Origin of the sequence: Asticcacaulis sp. AC402, from assembly GCF_000495835.1 — a bacterium.
Classification (GTDB): domain Bacteria; phylum Pseudomonadota; class Alphaproteobacteria; order Caulobacterales; family Caulobacteraceae; genus Asticcacaulis.
Window position 1 is genome coordinate 115359 of sequence record NZ_AWGC01000012.1, and the last position, 18587, is coordinate 133945.

Below are 18587 nucleotides of genomic sequence, written 5' to 3' on the forward strand. Positions count from 1 at the left end.
TTAACGAGCTGTGGCCGCTTCTTGGTATAGACAGGTATACGCACTTTTCTCGAGTAATCCATCGCCTCGCACCCTGGGCCGCAATCTGGAGATCAGGGTATTGGCCGAAGGCATCGAGATGCGCAGCCAACTGGACCTTTTGAAGCTGGAAGGCTGCAAGGAGGCTCAGGGCTATGTGTTCGGCCGCCCTGACGCGATAGAAGTGGCGGAAGCACGTTTGCTGGAGCTGGGGTGATCAGCGGTCTTCGCGACCATGCCAGATACGGACGATCAGAAGTGAGTCGCCCTTGATTTCGTAGTGCAAATTGTAATCACCTATCATCAGCGAACGGATATCCCGGTCATCCTGGCCTTCGATTCGTGGCGCAAGTTCGGGAAAGTCGGCCAGCTTTTCGACGGCCGCGATGATATTGTGAACGACTTGCGCTGCTGCGCGCGGATTAACCGGCTTAAGAAAGTCCGCCAAGCGGACAAGATCTCTCTGCGCGGCCAAGGACCATTGAATCGTCATCAGTCACGGAGGGTCTTGGCCCAGGCGACGATCTCCGCGTGGTCGACGACACGGCCTTCGTCGATGTCCCTCAGCCCTTCGAGCATCATCTGATGCCGGCGCTCTTCCAGGAAGACCCAGTTCTGCAAGGCTTGTTTGACGATCCAGCCGCGCGGACGCTCAAGCTTGTTGGCATAGGCATCGACCTGCTCGGCCAATTCGACGGGGATATGGGCGGTGACAGTACGGGTTTGCATGAACCGAGAGTGCGCTTCTAATCAATTTTCGTCAACCTGATTAAATTCGACTAATTCCAATCCACGATGACCTTGACTCATCGTGGATTGGCAAGCGCGCCAAAGAACGCTTCTTGGCCGCCCGAGCTTACGCGAGGAGCCATGGGGGGCGCCTAGTCCGGCGCTTGAGCTGAAAAAAACGAATACCAAGCGTCATTCTTTATGAGGCTTGGTATAATACCAACCCGCGAAAATCTTGACTCATCGTGGGTTGGCAAGCGCGACTGCGCGCCCGAGCTTTTGCGAGGAGCCATGCGGCGCTTGAGCTGAAAAAAACGAATACCAAGCCTCATTCTTTATGAGGCTTGGTATAAAGCGTCCTGAGCCGCTGTGAGCCGGCGAAAACGCTTGGCTTCGGAGCACCGGAGCGCAGCAGGACGCGTATTTGCAGCCGCTCACAGCGGCTCAGGTGGGGATGTAGTTGAGGATCGGAGATAACCACCGCTCCGCCTCGTCGACTGCCCACCCCTTGCGGCGGGCATAGTCCTCGACCTGATCCTTTTCGATCTTACCAACACCGAAATAGTGCGCCTTCGGATGGGCGAAATACATACCCGACACCGAGGCCGGTGGGGTCATGGCCAGGCTCTCGGTCAGTTCCATCCCGGCGCGCGACCGTGCATCCAGCAGATCGAACAGGGTCCACTTCTCGGTGTGATCGGGCTGGGCCGGATAGCCGGGTGCCGGACGGATTCCCTTGTATTTCTCGGCAATCAGGCCGTCGATATCGAGGTCTTCGTCGGCGGCATAGGCCCATAGCTCGCGCCGCACCTTCTTATGAAGGGCTTCGGCAAAGGCCTCGGCCAAGCGGTCGGCCAAGGCGGTCGCCAGGATGGCGTTATAGTCGTCGCCAGCAGCCTTGAACTTGCGGGCGATCTCCATCTCGCCGTGCCCGGCGGTAACGGCAAAGCCACCGATCCAGTCGGACGTGCCTTTCGGGGCGACAAAGTCCGCCAGCGCCAGATTGCTCTGGTCTTCGCGGGTCTTCTTCATTTGCTGACGCAGGGTATGGAAGGTCGCCAGGACCTCCGTCCGGTCCTCGTCAGCATAGAGCTCGACGTCGTCACCGACGGCATTGGCCGGCCAGAAGCCGACGACGCCGCGGGCTTCGAACCACTTTTCGGCGATGATCTGATCGAGCATCTGCAAGGCGTCCTGGTACAGCGGCAGGGCGGCGTGACCGACCACCTCATCATCCAGAATGTAGGGAAACTTGCCGGCCAGTTCCCAGGTGGCAAAGAAGGGCGTCCAGTCGATATGGTCGCGCAGGTCAGCCAGGTCGTAGGGCGAAAAGGTCTTCACCCCGAGGAAGGCCGGCTTGACCGGCGGTTCGGCAGCGAAATCTATCTTGAAGCGATTGGCGCGCGCCTCTTCCAGGGACGAGCGCGGCTGCGACTTGCCGCTGCCATAGGCCAGGCGGACCTTGTCGTAGTCGGCCTTGGTCTGGGCGATGAAGGTGTCGCGTTCATCGCCCAGCAGGTTCGACACCACGCCGACAGCGCGCGATGCGTCCAGGACGTAGATGACCTGGTTGTTATGATAGCCCGGTTCGATCTTCACCGCTGTGTGGGTCTTGGACGTCGTCGCTCCGCCGATCAGCAGCGGAATGTCAAAGCCGGTACGCTGCATTTCGCGCGCAACGAAGACCATCTCATCAAGGCTGGGAGTGATCAGGCCCGACAAGCCGATCATGTCAACCTTGTGCTCGCGTGCTGCGGCCAGGATGCGGTCAGCCGGCACCATGACACCCAGGTCGATCACCTCGTAATTGTTACATTGGAGCACGACGCCGACGATGTTCTTGCCGATGTCGTGGACGTCGCCCTTGACGGTGGCCATCAGAATCTTACCGGCCGCCTGGTAGGTGCCGCCGGCCGCGACGTGCGCTTCTTTTTCCGCCTCCATATAGGGCATCAGGTAGGCGACGGATTGCTTCATGACGCGGGCGGACTTCACCACCTGCGGCAGGAACATCTTGCCCGAGCCGAACAGGTCGCCGACGACATTCATCCCGGCCATCAACGGCCCCTCGATGACGTGCAACGGACGCTCGGCCTGCTGGCGCGCCTCTTCGGTATCGGCATCGATGAACTCGGTGATGCCGTGGACCAGGGCGTGCTTCAGGCGCTCCTCTACGGAACCTTCGCGCCAGGCCAGGTTGGCGACCTGGACCTGGCCCTTTTCGCCTTTGTACTTGGGCGCGATCTCGACCAGGTATTCGGTATTGCTGATGTATTCCGTTGCGCTACCGCTTCGCTGCTTGAGCGCAGTGTGCCGTGGCGGCCGGTTGAGGATGACGTCCTCGACCGCCTGACGCAGTTCGGCATCGATGTTATCATAAACCGGCAGGTCACCGGCATTGACGATACCCATGTCCATGCCGGCCTGGATAGCATAGTACAAAAACACGCTGTGGATCGCCCGGCGTACCGGTTCATTGCCGCGGAACGAGAACGACACGTTCGATACACCGCCCGAGATGCGCGCGTACGGCAGGGTCTGTTTGATTACCCGAGTGGCTTCGATGAAGTCGACGGCGTAGTTGTTGTGCTCATCGATACCGGTGGCGACGGCAAAGATATTCGGGTCGAAGATGATGTCTTCCGGCGGGAAGCCGACCTCGTCGACCAGGATACGGTACGCGCGAGTGCAGATCTCGATCTTGCGCGCGGCGGTATCGGCCTGGCCAACCTCGTCGAAGGCCATGACCACGACGGCCGCGCCGTAGCGCAGGCACTTGGTCGCATCGGCGCGGAACTTCTCCTCGCCCTCCTTCATTGAAATCGAGTTGACGATGGCCTTGCCCTGGACGCATTTCAGGCCAGCCTCGATGACCTCCCACTTCGACGAGTCGATCATCACCGGGACGCGGGCGATATCGGGCTCGGCCGCCAGCAGATTCAAAAACGTTCGCATGGCGGCGACCGAATCGAGCAGGCCTTCGTCCATATTGATGTCGATGAGGGCGGCACCGGCCTCGACCTGCTGGCGCGCGACGTCGAGCGCGGCCGCATAGTCGCCTTCGACGATCAGCTTGCGGAACTTGGCCGAGCCGGTGACATTGGTGCGTTCGCCGATATTGATAAAGGTGGGGGTCATGGATCTTTACGGATTAAGCGCGGCATCGACGGCCGCCACAGTGTCCAGCCAGTTGTTGTAACTGCCGCTGTCGAGGAAAAGTTCGCGGATTTCGGAGTCGCCACGGGTGATCTGGCGCAGGGCGCGTTTTGCTACGGTGACCAGGCCCTCCGGCGGCGGCCCCATGGCGTCGAGGGTCATATAGATGTCCTGAGCCGAGATGTCACTGTTGCCGGTGGCGACGGTCACCAGCGCGGCTGCAGCATAGGCGCGCGCCCCGTCAGGAAGCTCAACATAGTCGCCATGGGACAAGACCGCGTCGAAGATGGCGCGCACCGTCTCCCACGACGGTACGTTTTCCAGTGCCATCAGGAAGTCGACAGCGTCGTCATTGTCGAACGGACCGGAAGACCAGGCGCCCATCAGCGCCCTGCCCGTTTTACCGCCAGCCCGATCTGGCCGTTCAGGAAGTCAACGAACCCAATCCCTTGCGCCTTGAGCGACTTCGGATACAGCGACGCCTTGGTCAGGCCCGGCAAGGTATTGGTTTCAAGGTAGATAGGCCCCTTGTCCGAGATGATAAAGTCAGAACGCGAATAGCCGCGGCACGACATCGCCCGGTGCGCCTTAATGGACAGGTCCTGGAGTTGCGCCATGATCTCGGGTTCGAACCGCGCCGGACAGATTTCCTGGGTGGCGGCAGCGAGATACTTGCTCTTGTAATCAAAGGCGCCGTCGGCCGGCACGATCTCCACCGGTGGCAGGGCGATCAGCGAGCCGTCCGACTGTTCCAGCACGCCGCAGGTGGCTTCGGGCCCGGCGATGAAGGGCTCGATGACATAGGCGGTCGTCTTCGCTTCGCGCCGCACCGCCGCCAGGTCCTGGGACGAGTTGACATAGATCAGACCAAACGACGATCCGTCCTGGGCCGGCTTGGCGATCAGCTTGCCGTAGTGCGAAAACGCTTCATCAAGGTCGTCGAGAGAAACCGAAGATGGGGAATGGACCCCCGCGAGGCCGGCAAAGCGTTTGGCCGCTGTCTTGTCGAAGGCCAGGTGCGACGCCGCCGATCCGGAGCCGGTAAAGGGCACGCCGCGCGCCTCGGCCAGGACCTGGAACTCGCCGTTTTCGGCCGAGCCGCCGTGCAGACCCAGCACCAGGACGCGGTCTTCCCGCACCGCCAGGTCCAGGGCAATGGCGATATCACCGATCAGGATGCCGTCGGCGCGGAAGGGTAGTTCGAACGGACGGTCATGAGCGTCCAGTGCCGCGCGTGACGTGACATTGACCGTGCCGTCATGATCCCAGAACCAAAGGTCGGCGTCGGGCAGAGCATTCGCCAGGGCCTGGGCCGAAGCGACGGAGACAAGACGTTCGCGGCTGGTGCCGCCGAAGAGGATTGTGGTTTTCATGGGTGCGCCGGAAAGCAGGGTTTGAGGCGTCATAAGCCAAGCGCGCGAAGGCTTCAATTGCCGATGTTCTTACCTATCCCCGTTTACGGGGAGAGGACGAGAGCGGAACGAAGTGAACGCGATCGGGTGAGGGGCCTTGCTGATCGATCAGGTGCAGCGAAAGCAACAGAAAGAGCCCCTCACGCCGCCCCTCTCCCCGTAAACGGGGAGAGGGAGTTTTCTACGGCGCTTTCACCGCTGTAACCTCGATCTCAACCAGGAAAGCCGCATTGGCCAGCCCTGCGACTTCGACCGTCGTCCGGGTCGGCTTGTTCGGTTGCTGGGCCGTGCCGAAATACTTTGTGTAGGTCTTCATCATACCGCCAAAGTCCATCTTGCCGCCCATGGCCGGATCACCAACCAGATAGACCTTCATATTGACGATATCCCCAAAACCCAAACCTTCGGCCTGAAGCGCCGCATCTATTCGTTTCAGCACCGATTCGGTCTGGACCTCGGTATTGCCGAACTGGTCGGTCGTGCCGGCCACCGGTCCCGGAACCATGCCCGAGAGATAAACTGTCGAATAACCCGGCGGTACGGTGATCGACTGGGCTATCGGGAAAGACCCGGCGTAGGTGCGCTTGACATCAACGGCCGGCGCTACCCCTAGGTCTTTCAGCTGGGTGACTTTCGTCTCGCCCTCGCCTCCGCTGTAGATCAGGCAGCCCGACAGGAGCGGCGCCAGGGCCAGGGCGGGAATAAATTTCAACAGGGACATCTCAATCTCCTCAAGCGGTGAGTGCGCGCTGGCGCTCAGCGATCATATTAACAACACGGTGGGCGGAACAGAAGGCGCCTTGCTGCCAGGAACTGACAAAGCTCAAATGGTCGCCGGCAAAATAGATCGCGCCATCGGGTTGGGACAGCAGGTCGTAGGCGGCGCGATCCGTATCCGACAAGAAGCCCGCCAGACCCTGGGAATAGGGAATCTCGTGCCAGTTGACGATGGCCGGTGTCTTCATCGCACCGCCCATGCCGGGATGCAACCGGTCGACGGTTTCGCGGGCATAGGCGATCTGCTCCGTGAGACTGCGTTCGCCCATACGGCCGTTAAAGGCATAGCCGGCAATGATAACACCTTCCGGCGAATGGAAGCGGTCGGACGGGTACCAGGTGGCGAAGGTGTCACGGTCGGTAAAGCTGAGACCGCCGTAGATATGGTCGTTACTTTCCCAGAAGCGCGGCGACTGGAAGGCGATCTTGTAGCCGCCGACATTGATGCCCTTGTTTTTGTCGATCGCTGCCTTGACCGGCCTGGCGAAGTCGCTCTCGATCCCAGCCAGGACCGGCAGCGGCATCGTGCAGATGCAGTAGTCCGCCGACAGCACTTCAGCCTGGCCGGTGACCCGGTCAAAATAGAAGATGTCGACGCCCACCTTGCCCTTTTTGCTGGTTTTACGAATGCGCTTAACCTCGCAGCCCTTGCGGATGACATTGCCGAGCCGGGCTTCGAAAGCATCTGGAATCCGGTCCATACCGCCCACCGGCTGCTGCATGGTCGCCTGGAAGTCGGCAGCATCGGCGAAGGTCGAGACGGCCTGGACGAAGGGATCGCCGACCACATTCAGCGGGAGGGGCGGTTTCGGCTTGGGCGACTGCGCCCCGGCGGCCGGTTCGACCTCGTAGCCCGACGGATCGGCACCCTGATAGGTCAGTTGCTCGCTCAGATGGCCCCAGGTCGACAGACCCTCCATGAGCCGGTCCTTGTCGTCGCCGGTGAAGGTCTGATCCAGCGCTCCGGCCTTGCCAACCTTGGCCAGCAGTTCGGCCATGTGACCGCGATAGTCGAAGATGGCCTGGCGCATCTCGATGGGCTTGCCTTCGTTCAGCCGGTCGGCCTGGATGCGGGCACGGCCGGACCAGTTGACCTCTGTCTCCATGGTGACGCCGAACTCGCGGCAATAGCCCAGAGTCGCTTGGTGGTGGGCCGGAATACGGGCCGGTCCGGCATTGAAATACTGGCCTTCGTCGAAGGCGCAGATCTGTTTGGAGCCGTTGAGATATTCGATCTGAGTGCCACGGCGCACCGTCCAATTACGCCCGCCAGCGCGGTCGCGCGCTTCCAGGAGGGTACAGTGATATCCAGCCTTGCCCAGTTCGTAGGCGGCGGCCAGTCCGGCCGGTCCGGCGCCGATAATGGCAACTCTCACGCCAGCTCCGGAACCGGGCTTCAGGTCGGGCATACCGGCCCAGGCTTCGCTACCTGTCAGACCCAGGGCGTGGAGCGCCGCATAGCCGCCGGCAAAACCTGCAACAGCGGTGAAACGCGCCAATATTTGCCGTCGTGTCGTCATGTCGAGCCCCGTCGTTGCAATCGAAACGGCACGCTATCGCAGGTGCACGAGTCTGGCTACTGCAAACCTGTGCCGAATTTCGGCAGGATCATGCCAATTCGAACGGCTCCAGCCCGGCCAGGCGCAGCGCCTTGGGCCGTTCCGGTATCTGGCGCGGGGTGACGCCCTTAACTTCATCGGCGACATGCTGGATGTGGTCCGGCGTGGTGCCGCAGCAACCACCCAGGATGTTGACGATGCCATCCCTGGCCCATTCGTGCAGTTCGTGCGCCGTCTCGTGCGGCTGCTCGTCATACTGGCCCATGGCGTTGGGCAGGCCAGCATTGGGATAGGCCGCGACCAGGCAATCGGCGACCCGCGCCAGTTCAGCGATGTAGGGGCGCATCAGGTCGGCACCCAGGGCGCAGTTGAAGCCAATGGCAAACGGCTTGGCATGCCTGACGCTGTTCCAGAAGGCTTCTGCCGTCTGGCCACTCAGAGTCCGGCCCGACCGGTCGGTGATGGTGCCCGAAATCCAGATCGGCAGGGCCTCCTGGCCTTCGTCTTCCAGATCGAGGATGGCCTTGATCGCCGCCTTGCAGTTCAGCGTGTCGGTGATGGTTTCGATCAGATAGAGATCAACCCCACCTTCGTACAACGCCTGGACCTGTTCGCGATAAGCCTGATAGACTTCATCGAAGGTGACCAGGCGCGCACCGGGGTCGTTAACATCCGAGGACATGCTGAGCATCTTGTTCAGCGGTCCGATCGAGCCGGCGACAAAGCGCGGCTTATCCGGTTCCTTCGCCGTCCATTCATCGGCTACTCGGCGGGCGATGCGCGCCCCTTCCCGGTTGATATCTATGCAATCCCGAAGCGACAGGCGGTAATCGTCCTGGGCGATGGTGGTGGCGGAGAAGGTATTGGTTTCTGAGATATCGGCGCCGGCGGCAAAATACTGGTCATGCAGGTCGGCAATGATGTCCGGCCGCGTGAGGCACAGGATATCGTTATTGCCCTTCAGCTGACCATTGTGCCCAGCGAAGCGGTCGCCGCGAAAGTCAGCCTCGTCCAGGCTGCGACGCTGGATCATCACCCCCCATGATCCATCGAGGATCAGGATGCGCTCTTTTGCCGCCTGTTTCAAGGCGGCGATTCGGTTGGCTCGCGTGGTCATGGTCTTACTTCCTTGCGGACTCCTGACGCGCCAGTTCGGCTTCAAAAGCGGCCCTGGACTGGGCAACGAACCGGGGGAATTCTGTCGGATCGACAAAGGGCTGGGCCTTGTCTTCCGGGTATTTGATCGTCTTTTGTTTCAGATATTTGGCTTCCATATTGGCCACGGATGGATGACTGGTCAGCAAGATATCGACGTCAATGGTTTCCAGGCGATCAAAGGCGATGCGATAATCACGGACGATATGGGGATAGGCCTTGTTGTCGACCAGGACATTGCCCGCCACGGTCATCGAACTGACAAACATCACGCGCCGCGGCTGGCCGTTGTCCAGTACCGTCATGGTCCAGCTCGTGGCGCCCTTGGTATGTCCGGGCGTCAGGCGGGCCATCAGGGTCGAGTCGGCCAGGGTGATTGTGCCACCTTCGCCGACGATGCGATCGACCTTGACCGCCGGGAAGGTAGCCGGACCATTGGTATTGTCGCCGTCATGGGCGCCGGCCTCCAGGGCCGGCCGGTCGGGAATGCTGGCGACCAGTTCGGCGCCGGTACTGGCTTTCAGCCGGGCCAGCCCGCCGACATGGTCATAATGGGCATGGGTTTCGACGATGTATTTGATATCTTTCAGATCGAAACCGAGTGTTTTGATATTGGCCTCGACCACGGCTGCGCCATCTTCCGTGGCACCGTCAATCAGCATATGGCCCTGATTGGTTGTGATCAGATAGACGCCGATGCCTTGCGTGCCGACATACCAGATGTTGTCAACAATACGGTAGGGCTCATGCGGGGCGCTCCACGAGGGGTCTTCGTCAGCCTGGGCGGCGGGCGACAAAAAGCTCAGACCGAAGGCGGCAAGGGCGAAGAATGCGGATTTCATTTTGGCTCGGCCTTTATTGAGTGGCAGCTTTTAATCCAAGGATGCGACATATGGCAAAAACAAGGTCAGCACGGTTAAGCGTGTAAAAATGAAAGTTTTCGACACCCTCGCGTTCCAACTCCAAGCATAGCTCAACCGCTACCGCCGACGCCAGCAGCTTCCGCGTTTCGGCGTCGTCATCGAGGCCGTCGAACAGCGATTCCAGCCATTGCGGGACCTGCGCCTCGCACGCTGCTGCCATGCGGCGCAGGCCCTTGAAGTTGGTCACCGGCATGATTCCCGGAGTCAGAACGATGTCAATACCGGCGTCGAATACCGCATCGCGATAACGCAGATAGGTCTCCGGCTCAAAGAAGAACTGGCTGATGCCGCGCGTTGCGCCGGCATCGACCTTGGCGCGCAGAACGTCGAGATCGAAGTCCCGGCTGGGCGATTGCGGGTGCTTTTCAGGATAGACGCCGATACTGACCTCAAAATCTCCTATGCGGCGAATTGCGGCGGTCAACTCAGTGGCGTTCTGGTAGCCGTCAGCTCGCGGCGCATAGTCGCCCCAACCGGACGGGGGGTCGCCGCGCAGAGCCACGATATGGCGGACCCCGGCGTCCCAGTACGCGTGGATAACTTCATCAACCTCATCGCGTGAAGCCTCGACACAGGTCAGGTGAGCGGCCGGCTTCAGACGCGTTTCGTCGAGTATGCGCTTGACAGTGCGGTGTGTGCGCTCACGTGTCGAACCGCCGGCGCCGTAGGTCACCGAGACGAAGTCAGGGTCGAGCGGTGCCAGGCGCGCGATCGAGGTCCACAGGGTCGATTCCATCTCCTCGTTCTTGGGCGGAAAGAATTCGAACGACACACGCATATGGCCGCTAGTCTGGCTGAGCGAGCGGGCAATGGGAGACAGTTTGGGGTTCAGGGCGGGGCTCATGGCGTTGCTATCTTCAGACAGGTCCAGATGGTGACGGTCAAACCGCCGGGCTTTTCAGGCTTCATATGGGAAATCGAACCGGCGATCAGGGCGGCGCTCTTTAACCAGGCATTCATGTCACTTTCGGCGATCCCGAGACGACGGTGGTTGTATTTTTCGCGCATGATTTCGAGCTCATGGTGGGCGAAGTCGACGATCAGCAACCGACCACCCGGTTTCAACAGCCTTGCCGCCTCGGCTACCGCCTGGCGCGGATCACCAAGGAAGTGCAGCACCTGGTGGACGACGATCAGGTCGGCACAGGCCGCCGGCAGGCGCGTGTCGCCGATATCGCCGTGGCGGAACTCGACCGATTCAAGCCCGGCCTCGTGGGTGCGCGCCCGGGCCAGGTTCAGCATATGCTGCGACAGGTCGACCCCGATGGCGGTCCTGGCCTGTGCGGCCAGCAAGGTCAGCATGCGGCCTGAACCCGTCCCCAGATCGACCAGATGTTGGTAGGGTTGTTGACGCGCCAGCTCGACGACGACGGCCTCGACATCGGACTCGGCGATATAGTGGCTGCGTATCTCGTCCCATTGTGGCGCAATCGTCTCAAAGTAGCTTTCAGCTGACGCCCGACGCGCACCTCGTACGGCTTCCAGTTGGCGCAGGTCGCCGGCATGGGCGTCCCCCATCAGGCGCAGTATGGTCTCGACCAGCGGCTGCACCGCCGGCGCAGACGACAAGCGATAAAACACCCAGGCGCCGTCGGGGAAACGTTCGATAAGTCCGGCTTCTGTCATCAGCTTAAGGTGACGCGAAATGCGCGGCTGGCTCTGGCCCAGGATGGAGACCAACTCCATCACGGACAGCTCTTCGCGCGCCAGCAACCGCAACAGGCGCAGACGAGTCGCCTCACCCGCCGCCTTAAGTGCGTCGAGCAAGCCGTCAAAATCAGCCAGAAGAGGGTATGCGCTGCTCATATAATCATATAAAGATATCTTTATATGATTTTGCAAGCGCTTTTATCAAGAACAGCGATGTTTGGCCAGGCGATGTATCGACGGGCCACCTGCGTCAGCATAACACATGGAAGTCAGGCGTCCTCGCGCGTATGATCATTCGGGGATAAAAAAGAACGGATTGAGGTATGGCAAGGAACGGCATCAAACTGGGCACCGCCCTGTTGCGCGGCCTGAGCCGCAAATGTCCAAGCTGCGGCGAAGCTTGTGCTTTTCGTGGCTATCTCAAGGTGGTTGACACCTGCCCCCGTTGCGATACCCCCTTGAGCCTCTATCCGACCGATGACGGTCCAGCCTATTTGACCATGCTGATGGTCGGTCACCTCGTCATCGCGCCCGCCTTCATGCTCGGGATCATCGACCTGTACTCGCCATCCGAACTGGCCATTGCCGGCGTCATATCCATGGGTGTCCTGACCCTGGCGCTGCTTCCGATCGTCAAAGGCGTCTTCCTGGGCCTGCTCTGGTATCTGGGCCTGAAACACGCGCGGTAATGGCTTGACTTGGTTCGCCAACAGGGCGAAATCAGACATCCGTTTCACGCAGTTCAAGGAATCGTGCCATGGCCCACAAGTTTGAAATCCGTAAAAACAAGGCTGGCGAGTTCGTCGCCTATTTCGTTTACAACAGCGAAACTATCTTCTGGACCGAAGGCTATGCGTCCAAGGCGTCCGCCAAGAACGCCATCGAGTCGATCAAGAAGAACGGCCCCCCGGCCGAGACCGAAGACAAGACGGTTGACTGAGCTATTGAAAAGGCGCTCCTTCGGAGCGCCTTTTCATCTTGTCTGCCTGGACAAGTCTCAGGCCATGTTGATTGCGTCCTGGATAAGCGCGATAGTGCCTTGCGACTCTTCGGTGCAGTCCATCGAAAGCCGATCGATTTCTTCCTGAGCGAAGCTGCGCATGAGCAGCGCCGCCTGGGGCGACAGGGCCATCAGGGTCCGGGTCGAAGCGCGGGCCAGCGCCAGGGCGGCATCGCCGTCAACAAGATTGGCCGTGTCGCGTGCGACCGCCAATGCATACAGACGCGAGGCCACATTCGGGGAGGAATTAGCCATCATTCTCTTTTTGCGCATGGGTTGAAAAACGAACTCGATACTCGAAAACGTCCCGGCACAATCGGCAAAAACACACGCCGGCCAAGAACAGAACGCTACGCTGGGTCTTATGTGTCTGGTATTATAGCTACGATTGTGACGAAACGGGGTCGATACCCGGTTACCGGTTTTTTGCAAAAAATTGTCATCTATTTGTAATTTCAGCATTAAGCGCGTCGGCGCCGCCAAATTCTATTAGAAATTTCGAATTTTCTGAATTTATTCTCATGACACCGCTATCAAAGCGGAAAAAATATCAGCTTTATGGAGAATTTATACAGTCAATCGAACCTTTGTTAGGTCAATAATGGCGAAATTACGGCGAAAACCGTACGCTCGCGTGACGATCGCAAAATGTAAACGCTTACAGCCGACCCGGTTTGCAAAAGCCTGTCATGTTCTGAACAAGCCGCCAATCAGCCCGCCCAATCCGTCCTTGCCACCCAGCACATCGCCCAGATTGTCGGGCAATTGCCCATTCGGCGTTAAACGGTTGATCACTTCCGGCAACAGGGCCGGCAGTTGCGCGGCATCAATGCCGAACCGGCCCGCCAGGTCCTGCACAGCGTCCGACCCCAGTACCGCCTGGAGCTGGTCTGCCGATACCGGGAGGTTCGCACCGGTGCTGATCCACGACTGGACAAGATCTCCGGCACCGCTTTGCTGGAACTTCGCCACCATATCCTGGAGGCCGCCATTGCCGAGGGCACCCGCTGCCTGATTCAGCAGATCGCCGGCATTACCGCCCTGAAGCGCGCCCATTGCGTCGTCGAAAAGTCCCATAGCCCTATCCCATTGCTGTCCACTGTGCGCAGTTAAAGACCAGAACCGGCGCCAAAACAACCAAAAGCCCGGCCGCTCGGGCCGGGCTTGCATCAAGATAAATTGATTGCGTTGTCAGCCGATCTTCTGGGCCAGTCTTTCCTGGCCATCGCGGATCAGCTGCGCCGCGGCATCGGGTTCGACCCAGCCAATGACCTTGGTTGATTTGTTCTTTTCCAGGTCTTTGTAGTGGGCAAAAAAGTGCGTGATGGTTTCAATCAGGATCGTCGGCATCTGGCGATAGCTGGCAACATTAGTATAGTAGGGGTGCAGCTTGTCGACCGGCACCGCCAGGATCTTCTCGTCGCGGCCGGCTTCATCTTCCATGACAAGGGCGCCTATCGGTCGCGAACGGATGACTACGCCCGGATAGACTGGCGTTGGACCGACGACCAGGATATCGCACGGATCGCCGTCATCGGCGAGCGTGTGAGGAATAAAGCCGTAATTGCCGGGATAGTACATCGAGGTATAAAGGAAACGATCGACGAACAGAGCGCCGGAGTCCTTGTCCATTTCGTACTTCACCGGCATACCGCCTTGCGGAATCTCGATAACGGCGTGGACGTCCCAGGGCGCATTCGGGCCCACGGAAATTTTGTCGATATTCATTTTACTCACATGTGAGGAAGCAAAGTAGTGGGGAGGAAAGCGAAAAGTTGCGCTTTCATAAGAGGTTGAAACCTTTCGCACAAGCGAAGAAACCAGCCAAACCGGAACCTTCGTCACATTTTGCGTAACAGTCCGTTACAGGGGGACAGGCGACTCACCCTATGCATGAATTTCCAATGTTAACGAGAGCACCATGTCCGTCCTGACCGCCCTGCTGCACGCCATCAGCGAAAATCCGCTGGACACCTTCGCCCTGATTGTCTTCTTCTTTTTCTGGCTGGGCTATGAACCCTTCCTGCAGAAGATTTCCAAAAAGTCGGGCTTTATCATCAAGGACCTGAGCATCGTTCGCGCCGCCTGGATGCGCGAAGCGACCCTGCGTGAGATCAAGTTGTTCGACTCCAACCTGATGGCCCACGCCGTGAATTCTGCCGCCAACTTCTCGTCGGCCAACCTTCTGCTGATTGCCGCCGTCGGTGGTGTCCTGTTCAGCGGCCAGATTCCGCTGACCACCGTGAAGAACTTCGGCTTTGATGTCTCGACCATGCTGCTGTTCCAGATGAAACTGGGCTTGATCGTCACCTGCCTGGTCCGCGGCCTGCTCGATTTTATCTGGGCAACACGTCAGATGAACTACACCGCGGCCGCCTTCGGCTCCCTGCCCGAAAACATGGACGAAGGTACCGCGCGCGAGTTTGCCGCCGCGCTCAGCAATATCGTCGAACCGGCCATGTCGAGCTTTTCTCAGGGGGTGCGCGGTTACTACTTCGCCCTGGCCTCGGCCGCCTGGCTTTTCGGGCCGATACCCCTGTTGCTGTCGGGCCTGGGCGCAATCATCTTGCTGGGTTGGCGCCAGTCGCGATCACAGTCGGCGCGCGGAATCCGGCGCCTTCGCGAACTGCTGGAGGCGCATCCCTATCCGACCATGCCACGCGAGTTCAATGCTGCGCCTGCGCAAAATTTGGATAAAAATGCCGCGCCGCACAATACGCAAGCGTGAGTGTTCGGAAGCACGTCATAGAAAAGCCCTGATCTTTTCCGCGATTGTAACGATACGTGATCATGCGAATTCTATTTTCGACTTGCTTTATTTTGCACCGCAACCTATTTTGCAGGTGTTCGGTGCTCCGGCATCGATGCCCTTCCTGGGCGTTTCCTCCCTGTAAACTTGGCCGCGCTGTTAAGCGCGGCCTTTTTTTTCGTGATCCCGGCGTCAAAATTGTAATCGATTTCAATTGGTTTCAGAGTTTTTCAGCCAGCACGGGACGCTGTGCCCTATATCAACCCTATGCCGGTGCCCAGGATTGCAATCTTTCCTGCACATCGCGCAGTTGCTTGGGGGTCCAGGTTTCCTCCAACCGCTCCATCTTGCGTTGGGCCGCACCACGTCCCCTTCGGGCGGCGCTGGCGTACCAGAAATAGGCCTGCTCGCGTGACGCCAGTTCACCGGTGGCGCTGAGAAAATTGTCGCCGACCCGCTCCAGGGCCTCGGGATCGCCGGCAGTGGCGGCGGCCCGGAACAGCCGGGCGGCCGTGACCGGATCGGGCTTGCCGCGGATACCCGACAGGTACAGTTCGGCCAGGAACTTGATCGACGGAGCGTGGCCGCGATTGGCGGCGGCTTCGAGATAGTCCATCGCCGTGTGCAGATCGGTGATACAGCCCAGGCCGAACCGCAGCTGATAACCGGCAAAGGCCAGGCCGTTGAGGTCCCCGGCACTGGCTGCGGCGAGATTGTAACGGAAGGCGTTGTGATAGGCGCGATCGGCCGTTTGCGGTATGTTGAGGGGATGGTGGCCGCGGCTGTGGATTTCGGCGATCTTCAGCCAGGCATAACCGTCGCCGCGCGTGGCATCGCGTCGATAGATGTACAGTGCCGCGTCGAGAAACGACAGCGCCACTTCCCGATTGTACGGCGCGCCGCCAGTGCCTTTTTCCAGCATGTCGGCGCAGGCGACACAGGCCCTGGCGTCACCGCGACGGGCCAGACGGCGCTTGTACTGAAACGGAGTCAGAGGGCGCGACCAGTCGAGCTGGTGGCCGATCAGGTCGCGGGCCATGAACCACACGACGGCTGTGGTTATGACCACGAGGCCGACCAACAGGTAGATCGGTTTCATATCGGAAAAGACAGCCGCCGGATCTTGCATGTCCTACCGGTTAGGCTGAGCGATGAAAAGTTTCGCGACGGAACTTCCCCAAACCTGGTAAAAAAGGCCTAAATCGCGCCGCAAAGCGGGTCTAGCGTCAGGATAACGGAGGGGAAATGGGGTTACCGGCAAAACTGGCGATGGTGACGGCGGGGTCGGCGGTGATCGACCAGGCGCTGGCGGCTTTGCCCCAGAGCTTGAAAACCCTGGCCGAGGCCGATATGTCCTTCAGCAAGGGCACGCGACCGGCTACATTCCACACCAATTGTATACGGATGCCCAAGACCAAAGACAGTTCCGGCTATGTGATGCCGGTGACCACCGCCACCTGTAGCGACAGCCCGACCTGGCGGACAGGCTGGCCCGGTGTGTCTGTGGTGGCGAAACCAGTTACCGCCGGCTGAAAGGCCAGTGGCACCGTACCGGTACCTACGAACGAATTGATGGGAGGACTTTATGAACAAGCTTTTGATCCTGGCCGCGGCAGGCCTTTTCTCCGCAACGGGGCTTTTCGCCGCATCTGGCGCCATGGCGCAGACCGCGCAGCCGAATGCAGCCTATACCTACGACAAGTCGCCGTGGTGGATGAAGGAAAGCGTCATCACGCAGACCGGCTTTGTCTTTGCCGAGGTGCCGGCCAACCGCGCCACCTTCTCGGCCAACTTCCTAAGCGTCGATGACACGGTCGAAAAGGCCCAGGCCAGGTCGGTCGATAAAACCCGCGCCCTGCAAGAAGTTCTGGCCCGTCTGGGCAAGGATGACGTGCGGGTTACGACCAGCTTCGCCATGCGAACCCTGTACGAACAGTACCGCGACAAGGATGGCAATCGCATCGAGAACCAGCGCGCCGACAAGATCAACGGCTATGAGGTCTCGGTCCAGATCTCGGTCGAGGTGCGCGACATCGCCCTGCTGGAAAAGGCCTATGCCCTGGTGCTCGCGGCATCGCCGACCTCGACCAATACCATTTATTTCAGCCTCCAGCCGACCAACGAGCTGAACACCTGGATGTATAACGAAGCCGTCAAGGACGCGCGCAAGCGGGCCGGCGACGCCGTTACCGCCGCCGGCGGGACCCTGGGCAAGGTGCGGGTGATCGACCCGACTGGCCGGGCGTGCGAAACCGACATCCTGGCCCGCGGTGGCGACGGCAGCAGCGATGACACCGAAGCGACCGAGGTGATGGCGCGTGGCTACTTAGCCGAAGCGGTGGCGCCGCCACCTCCGCCGCCAGCCCCGGCGATGGCGCCGGCACCGGGAACGGCGGACTACCTTGAGGCCCAGGCCCTTAAAAATCCCTTCATCCAGACTCCGCCGCTGCGCCGGATCGATGCCCGCGCCTGTGTCGTCTACGCGGTGAACTAACCATGAAGCCGCTTCTCAGCCTGATAGCGGCGCTGGCGCTGGCGGCCACATCGGCCGCCGCCCAGACCGCGCCACCGGCCAGCTACGACCGTGCTCCGTGGTGGATGAAGGACCGCGTCATCACCCAGACCGGCTTCGCCTATACCGAGGTTCCGGCCAATCGCGCCGCCTTTTCGGCCACCTTCCTGAGCCATGCCAAGACCGTCGAGGCCGCCCAGGCCCAGGCCATCGAGCGCACGCGCGGCCTGCAGAAATCCCTGCTCGGCCTGGGTAAAGACAAGGTCGTGGTCAGCACCGACTTTACCATGCGCTCCCTGTACGAACAGTACCGCGACAAGGACGGCAACCGCATCGACAATGTCCGCGGCGACAAGATCACCGGCTACGAAGTGTCGGTGACCATCGGCGTCGAGATCCGCGATGTCAGCCAGCTTCAGGCCGCCTACGGCCGGGTCGTGGCGGCGACGCCGACCTCGGCCAGTGAGGTCAGCTTTTCACTTCAGCCCGACAACGCGATGATCGCCTCGCTGGATAGGGAATCGATCAAGGATGCCCGCGTCCGTGCCCAGGGCGCGGCTGCCGCCTCCGGCGCAACGCTGGGCAAGATCCTGACCGTCGATCCCACAGGCCGGGCGTGCCGGGCCAATATCCTCGCGCCGGTACCAACGGAAAATTACGAAGGAGGGTATAGGGACTACGCCATCGCCTCCGAAGACAGTGGGTCGTTTCCGGACGCCAGTTTCGGCGTCGCGATGCAAAGGGCGCCCGGCGTCCAGATCCATCGTTTCTCGGCCGAACAAATCGAAGCCACGGCCCTGAAAAATCCGTTCCTTCAGACGCCGCCGATGATCGCCAAGGTAGCCACGGCCTGCGTCGTCTACGCCCTCAACTGACGGCTTGATCCCGCCATAGTGCGATGCAATATGAAGCCCGGCGCATGTCCTGCGCCGGGCTTTTCTTGTCAG

General features: G+C 60.2%; 22 protein-coding genes. 7 read left to right on the plus strand and 15 right to left on the minus strand.

The genetic code is table 11. The annotated features are described in order from the left end of the window. Positions 1–10: 10 nt before the first annotated feature. A complete protein-coding gene (locus ABAC402_RS41085) occupies positions 11–235 on the plus strand; it encodes an EAL domain-containing protein (RefSeq protein ID WP_082179871.1) in 225 nt (74 codons plus the stop codon). Here the strand turns inward: ABAC402_RS41085 and ABAC402_RS26910 are convergent, their stop codons facing one another. From ABAC402_RS26910 to ABAC402_RS26960, 11 genes are all read right to left on the minus strand, one after another. Beyond that, positions 236–511, minus strand: coding sequence for a type II toxin-antitoxin system RelE/ParE family toxin (locus ABAC402_RS26910; RefSeq protein WP_023448807.1), 276 nt, complete (start codon positions 509–511; stop codon positions 236–238). After that, entirely contained in the window at positions 511–747 is a 237-nt protein-coding gene (locus ABAC402_RS26915; RefSeq protein WP_023448808.1) for a CopG family ribbon-helix-helix protein, read from the minus strand. Before ABAC402_RS26915 ends, ABAC402_RS26910 begins: the two co-directional genes overlap by 1 nt. Before the next feature lie 444 nt (positions 748–1191). Further along, complete coding sequence (gene metH / locus ABAC402_RS26920; protein ID WP_023448809.1) at positions 1192–3885, minus strand: methionine synthase; 2694 nt, start codon at positions 3883–3885, stop codon at positions 1192–1194. A 6-nt stretch (positions 3886–3891) separates the two neighbouring features. After that, positions 3892–4287 (minus strand): DUF4259 domain-containing protein, encoded by a 396-nt coding sequence (locus ABAC402_RS26925; protein WP_023448810.1) that lies wholly within the window; start codon positions 4285–4287, stop codon positions 3892–3894. Further along, complete coding sequence (locus tag ABAC402_RS26930; protein ID WP_031235333.1) at positions 4287–5276, minus strand: D-alanine--D-alanine ligase; 990 nt, start codon at positions 5274–5276, stop codon at positions 4287–4289. Before ABAC402_RS26930 ends, ABAC402_RS26925 begins: the two co-directional genes overlap by 1 nt. A 220-nt stretch (positions 5277–5496) precedes the next feature. Continuing rightward, a complete protein-coding gene (locus ABAC402_RS26935; RefSeq protein WP_023448812.1) occupies positions 5497–6036 on the minus strand; it encodes a RidA family protein in 540 nt (179 codons plus the stop codon). A gap of 10 nt (positions 6037–6046) precedes the next feature. Then, positions 6047–7612, minus strand: coding sequence for an FAD-dependent oxidoreductase (locus tag ABAC402_RS26940; protein ID WP_031235334.1), 1566 nt, complete (start codon positions 7610–7612; stop codon positions 6047–6049). A gap of 88 nt (positions 7613–7700) precedes the next feature. Continuing rightward, positions 7701–8768, minus strand: a complete 1068-nt coding sequence (locus ABAC402_RS26945) for a homocysteine S-methyltransferase family protein (protein ID WP_023448814.1) — start codon at positions 8766–8768, stop codon at positions 7701–7703. Between the two features lie 4 nt (positions 8769–8772). After that, positions 8773–9648, minus strand: a complete 876-nt coding sequence (gene bla, locus ABAC402_RS26950) for a subclass B3 metallo-beta-lactamase (RefSeq protein ID WP_023448815.1) — start codon at positions 9646–9648, stop codon at positions 8773–8775. A 13-nt stretch (positions 9649–9661) separates the two neighbouring features. Further along, a complete protein-coding gene (metF, locus tag ABAC402_RS26955; protein WP_023448816.1) occupies positions 9662–10573 on the minus strand; it encodes a methylenetetrahydrofolate reductase [NAD(P)H] in 912 nt (303 codons plus the stop codon). Beyond that, positions 10570–11535 (minus strand): metalloregulator ArsR/SmtB family transcription factor, encoded by a 966-nt coding sequence (locus tag ABAC402_RS26960; protein ID WP_023448817.1) that lies wholly within the window; start codon positions 11533–11535, stop codon positions 10570–10572. The genes metF and ABAC402_RS26960 overlap by 4 nt, the downstream gene beginning before the upstream one ends. A 167-nt stretch (positions 11536–11702) precedes the next feature. Here ABAC402_RS26960 and ABAC402_RS26965 point away from each other — a divergent pair, with 167 nt between their 5' ends. Both ABAC402_RS26965 and ABAC402_RS26970 read left to right on the plus strand, forming a co-directional pair. Then, positions 11703–12068 carry a DUF983 domain-containing protein gene (locus ABAC402_RS26965; RefSeq protein WP_023448818.1) on the plus strand — a complete coding sequence of 122 codons (366 nt, stop codon included), beginning with the start codon at positions 11703–11705 and terminating at the stop codon, positions 12066–12068. A 68-nt stretch (positions 12069–12136) separates the two neighbouring features. Continuing rightward, the gene (locus tag ABAC402_RS26970; RefSeq protein ID WP_006271970.1) at positions 12137–12319 is read left to right on the plus strand and encodes a DUF1508 domain-containing protein; all 183 of its coding nucleotides are present in this window, start codon (positions 12137–12139) and stop codon (positions 12317–12319) included. Between the two features lie 57 nt (positions 12320–12376). Here ABAC402_RS26970 and ABAC402_RS26975 read toward each other — a convergent pair whose 3' ends face one another. From ABAC402_RS26975 to ppa, 3 genes are all read right to left on the minus strand, one after another. After that, positions 12377–12634, minus strand: coding sequence for a hypothetical protein (locus ABAC402_RS26975; protein WP_235079919.1), 258 nt, complete (start codon positions 12632–12634; stop codon positions 12377–12379). A 432-nt stretch (positions 12635–13066) separates the two neighbouring features. Beyond that, positions 13067–13456, minus strand: coding sequence for a YidB family protein (locus ABAC402_RS26980; protein ID WP_023448820.1), 390 nt, complete (start codon positions 13454–13456; stop codon positions 13067–13069). A gap of 114 nt (positions 13457–13570) precedes the next feature. Beyond that, the gene (gene ppa / locus ABAC402_RS26985; RefSeq protein ID WP_023448821.1) at positions 13571–14107 is read right to left on the minus strand and encodes an inorganic diphosphatase; all 537 of its coding nucleotides are present in this window, start codon (positions 14105–14107) and stop codon (positions 13571–13573) included. A gap of 193 nt (positions 14108–14300) precedes the next feature. Between ppa and ABAC402_RS26990 the strand changes: the two genes are divergently transcribed. Then, positions 14301–15107 (plus strand): DUF599 domain-containing protein, encoded by an 807-nt coding sequence (locus ABAC402_RS26990; RefSeq protein WP_023448822.1) that lies wholly within the window; start codon positions 14301–14303, stop codon positions 15105–15107. Between the two features lie 286 nt (positions 15108–15393). On the opposite strand, the gene ABAC402_RS26995 is transcribed toward ABAC402_RS26990, so the two are convergent. Continuing rightward, on the minus strand, positions 15394–16227 hold the full coding sequence (locus tag ABAC402_RS26995) for a tetratricopeptide repeat protein (RefSeq protein ID WP_162148508.1): 834 nt from the start codon (positions 16225–16227) through the stop codon (positions 15394–15396). 146 nt (positions 16228–16373) lie between these two features. Between ABAC402_RS26995 and ABAC402_RS27000 the strand changes: the two genes are divergently transcribed. Genes ABAC402_RS27000 through ABAC402_RS27010 form a run of 3 tightly spaced genes read left to right on the plus strand, consistent with a single transcriptional unit; the run spans position 16374 to position 18515 of the window. After that, positions 16374–16661: a hypothetical protein gene (locus ABAC402_RS27000; RefSeq protein ID WP_155847338.1), complete on the plus strand. Its 288-nt coding sequence runs from the start codon at positions 16374–16376 to the stop codon at positions 16659–16661. Positions 16662–16713: 52 nt separating this feature from the next. Beyond that, positions 16714–17622 (plus strand): SIMPL domain-containing protein, encoded by a 909-nt coding sequence (locus ABAC402_RS27005; protein ID WP_023448825.1) that lies wholly within the window; start codon positions 16714–16716, stop codon positions 17620–17622. 2 nt (positions 17623–17624) lie between these two features. Further along, positions 17625–18515 (plus strand): SIMPL domain-containing protein, encoded by an 891-nt coding sequence (locus tag ABAC402_RS27010; RefSeq protein WP_023448826.1) that lies wholly within the window; start codon positions 17625–17627, stop codon positions 18513–18515. Positions 18516–18587: the final 72 nt, after the last annotated feature.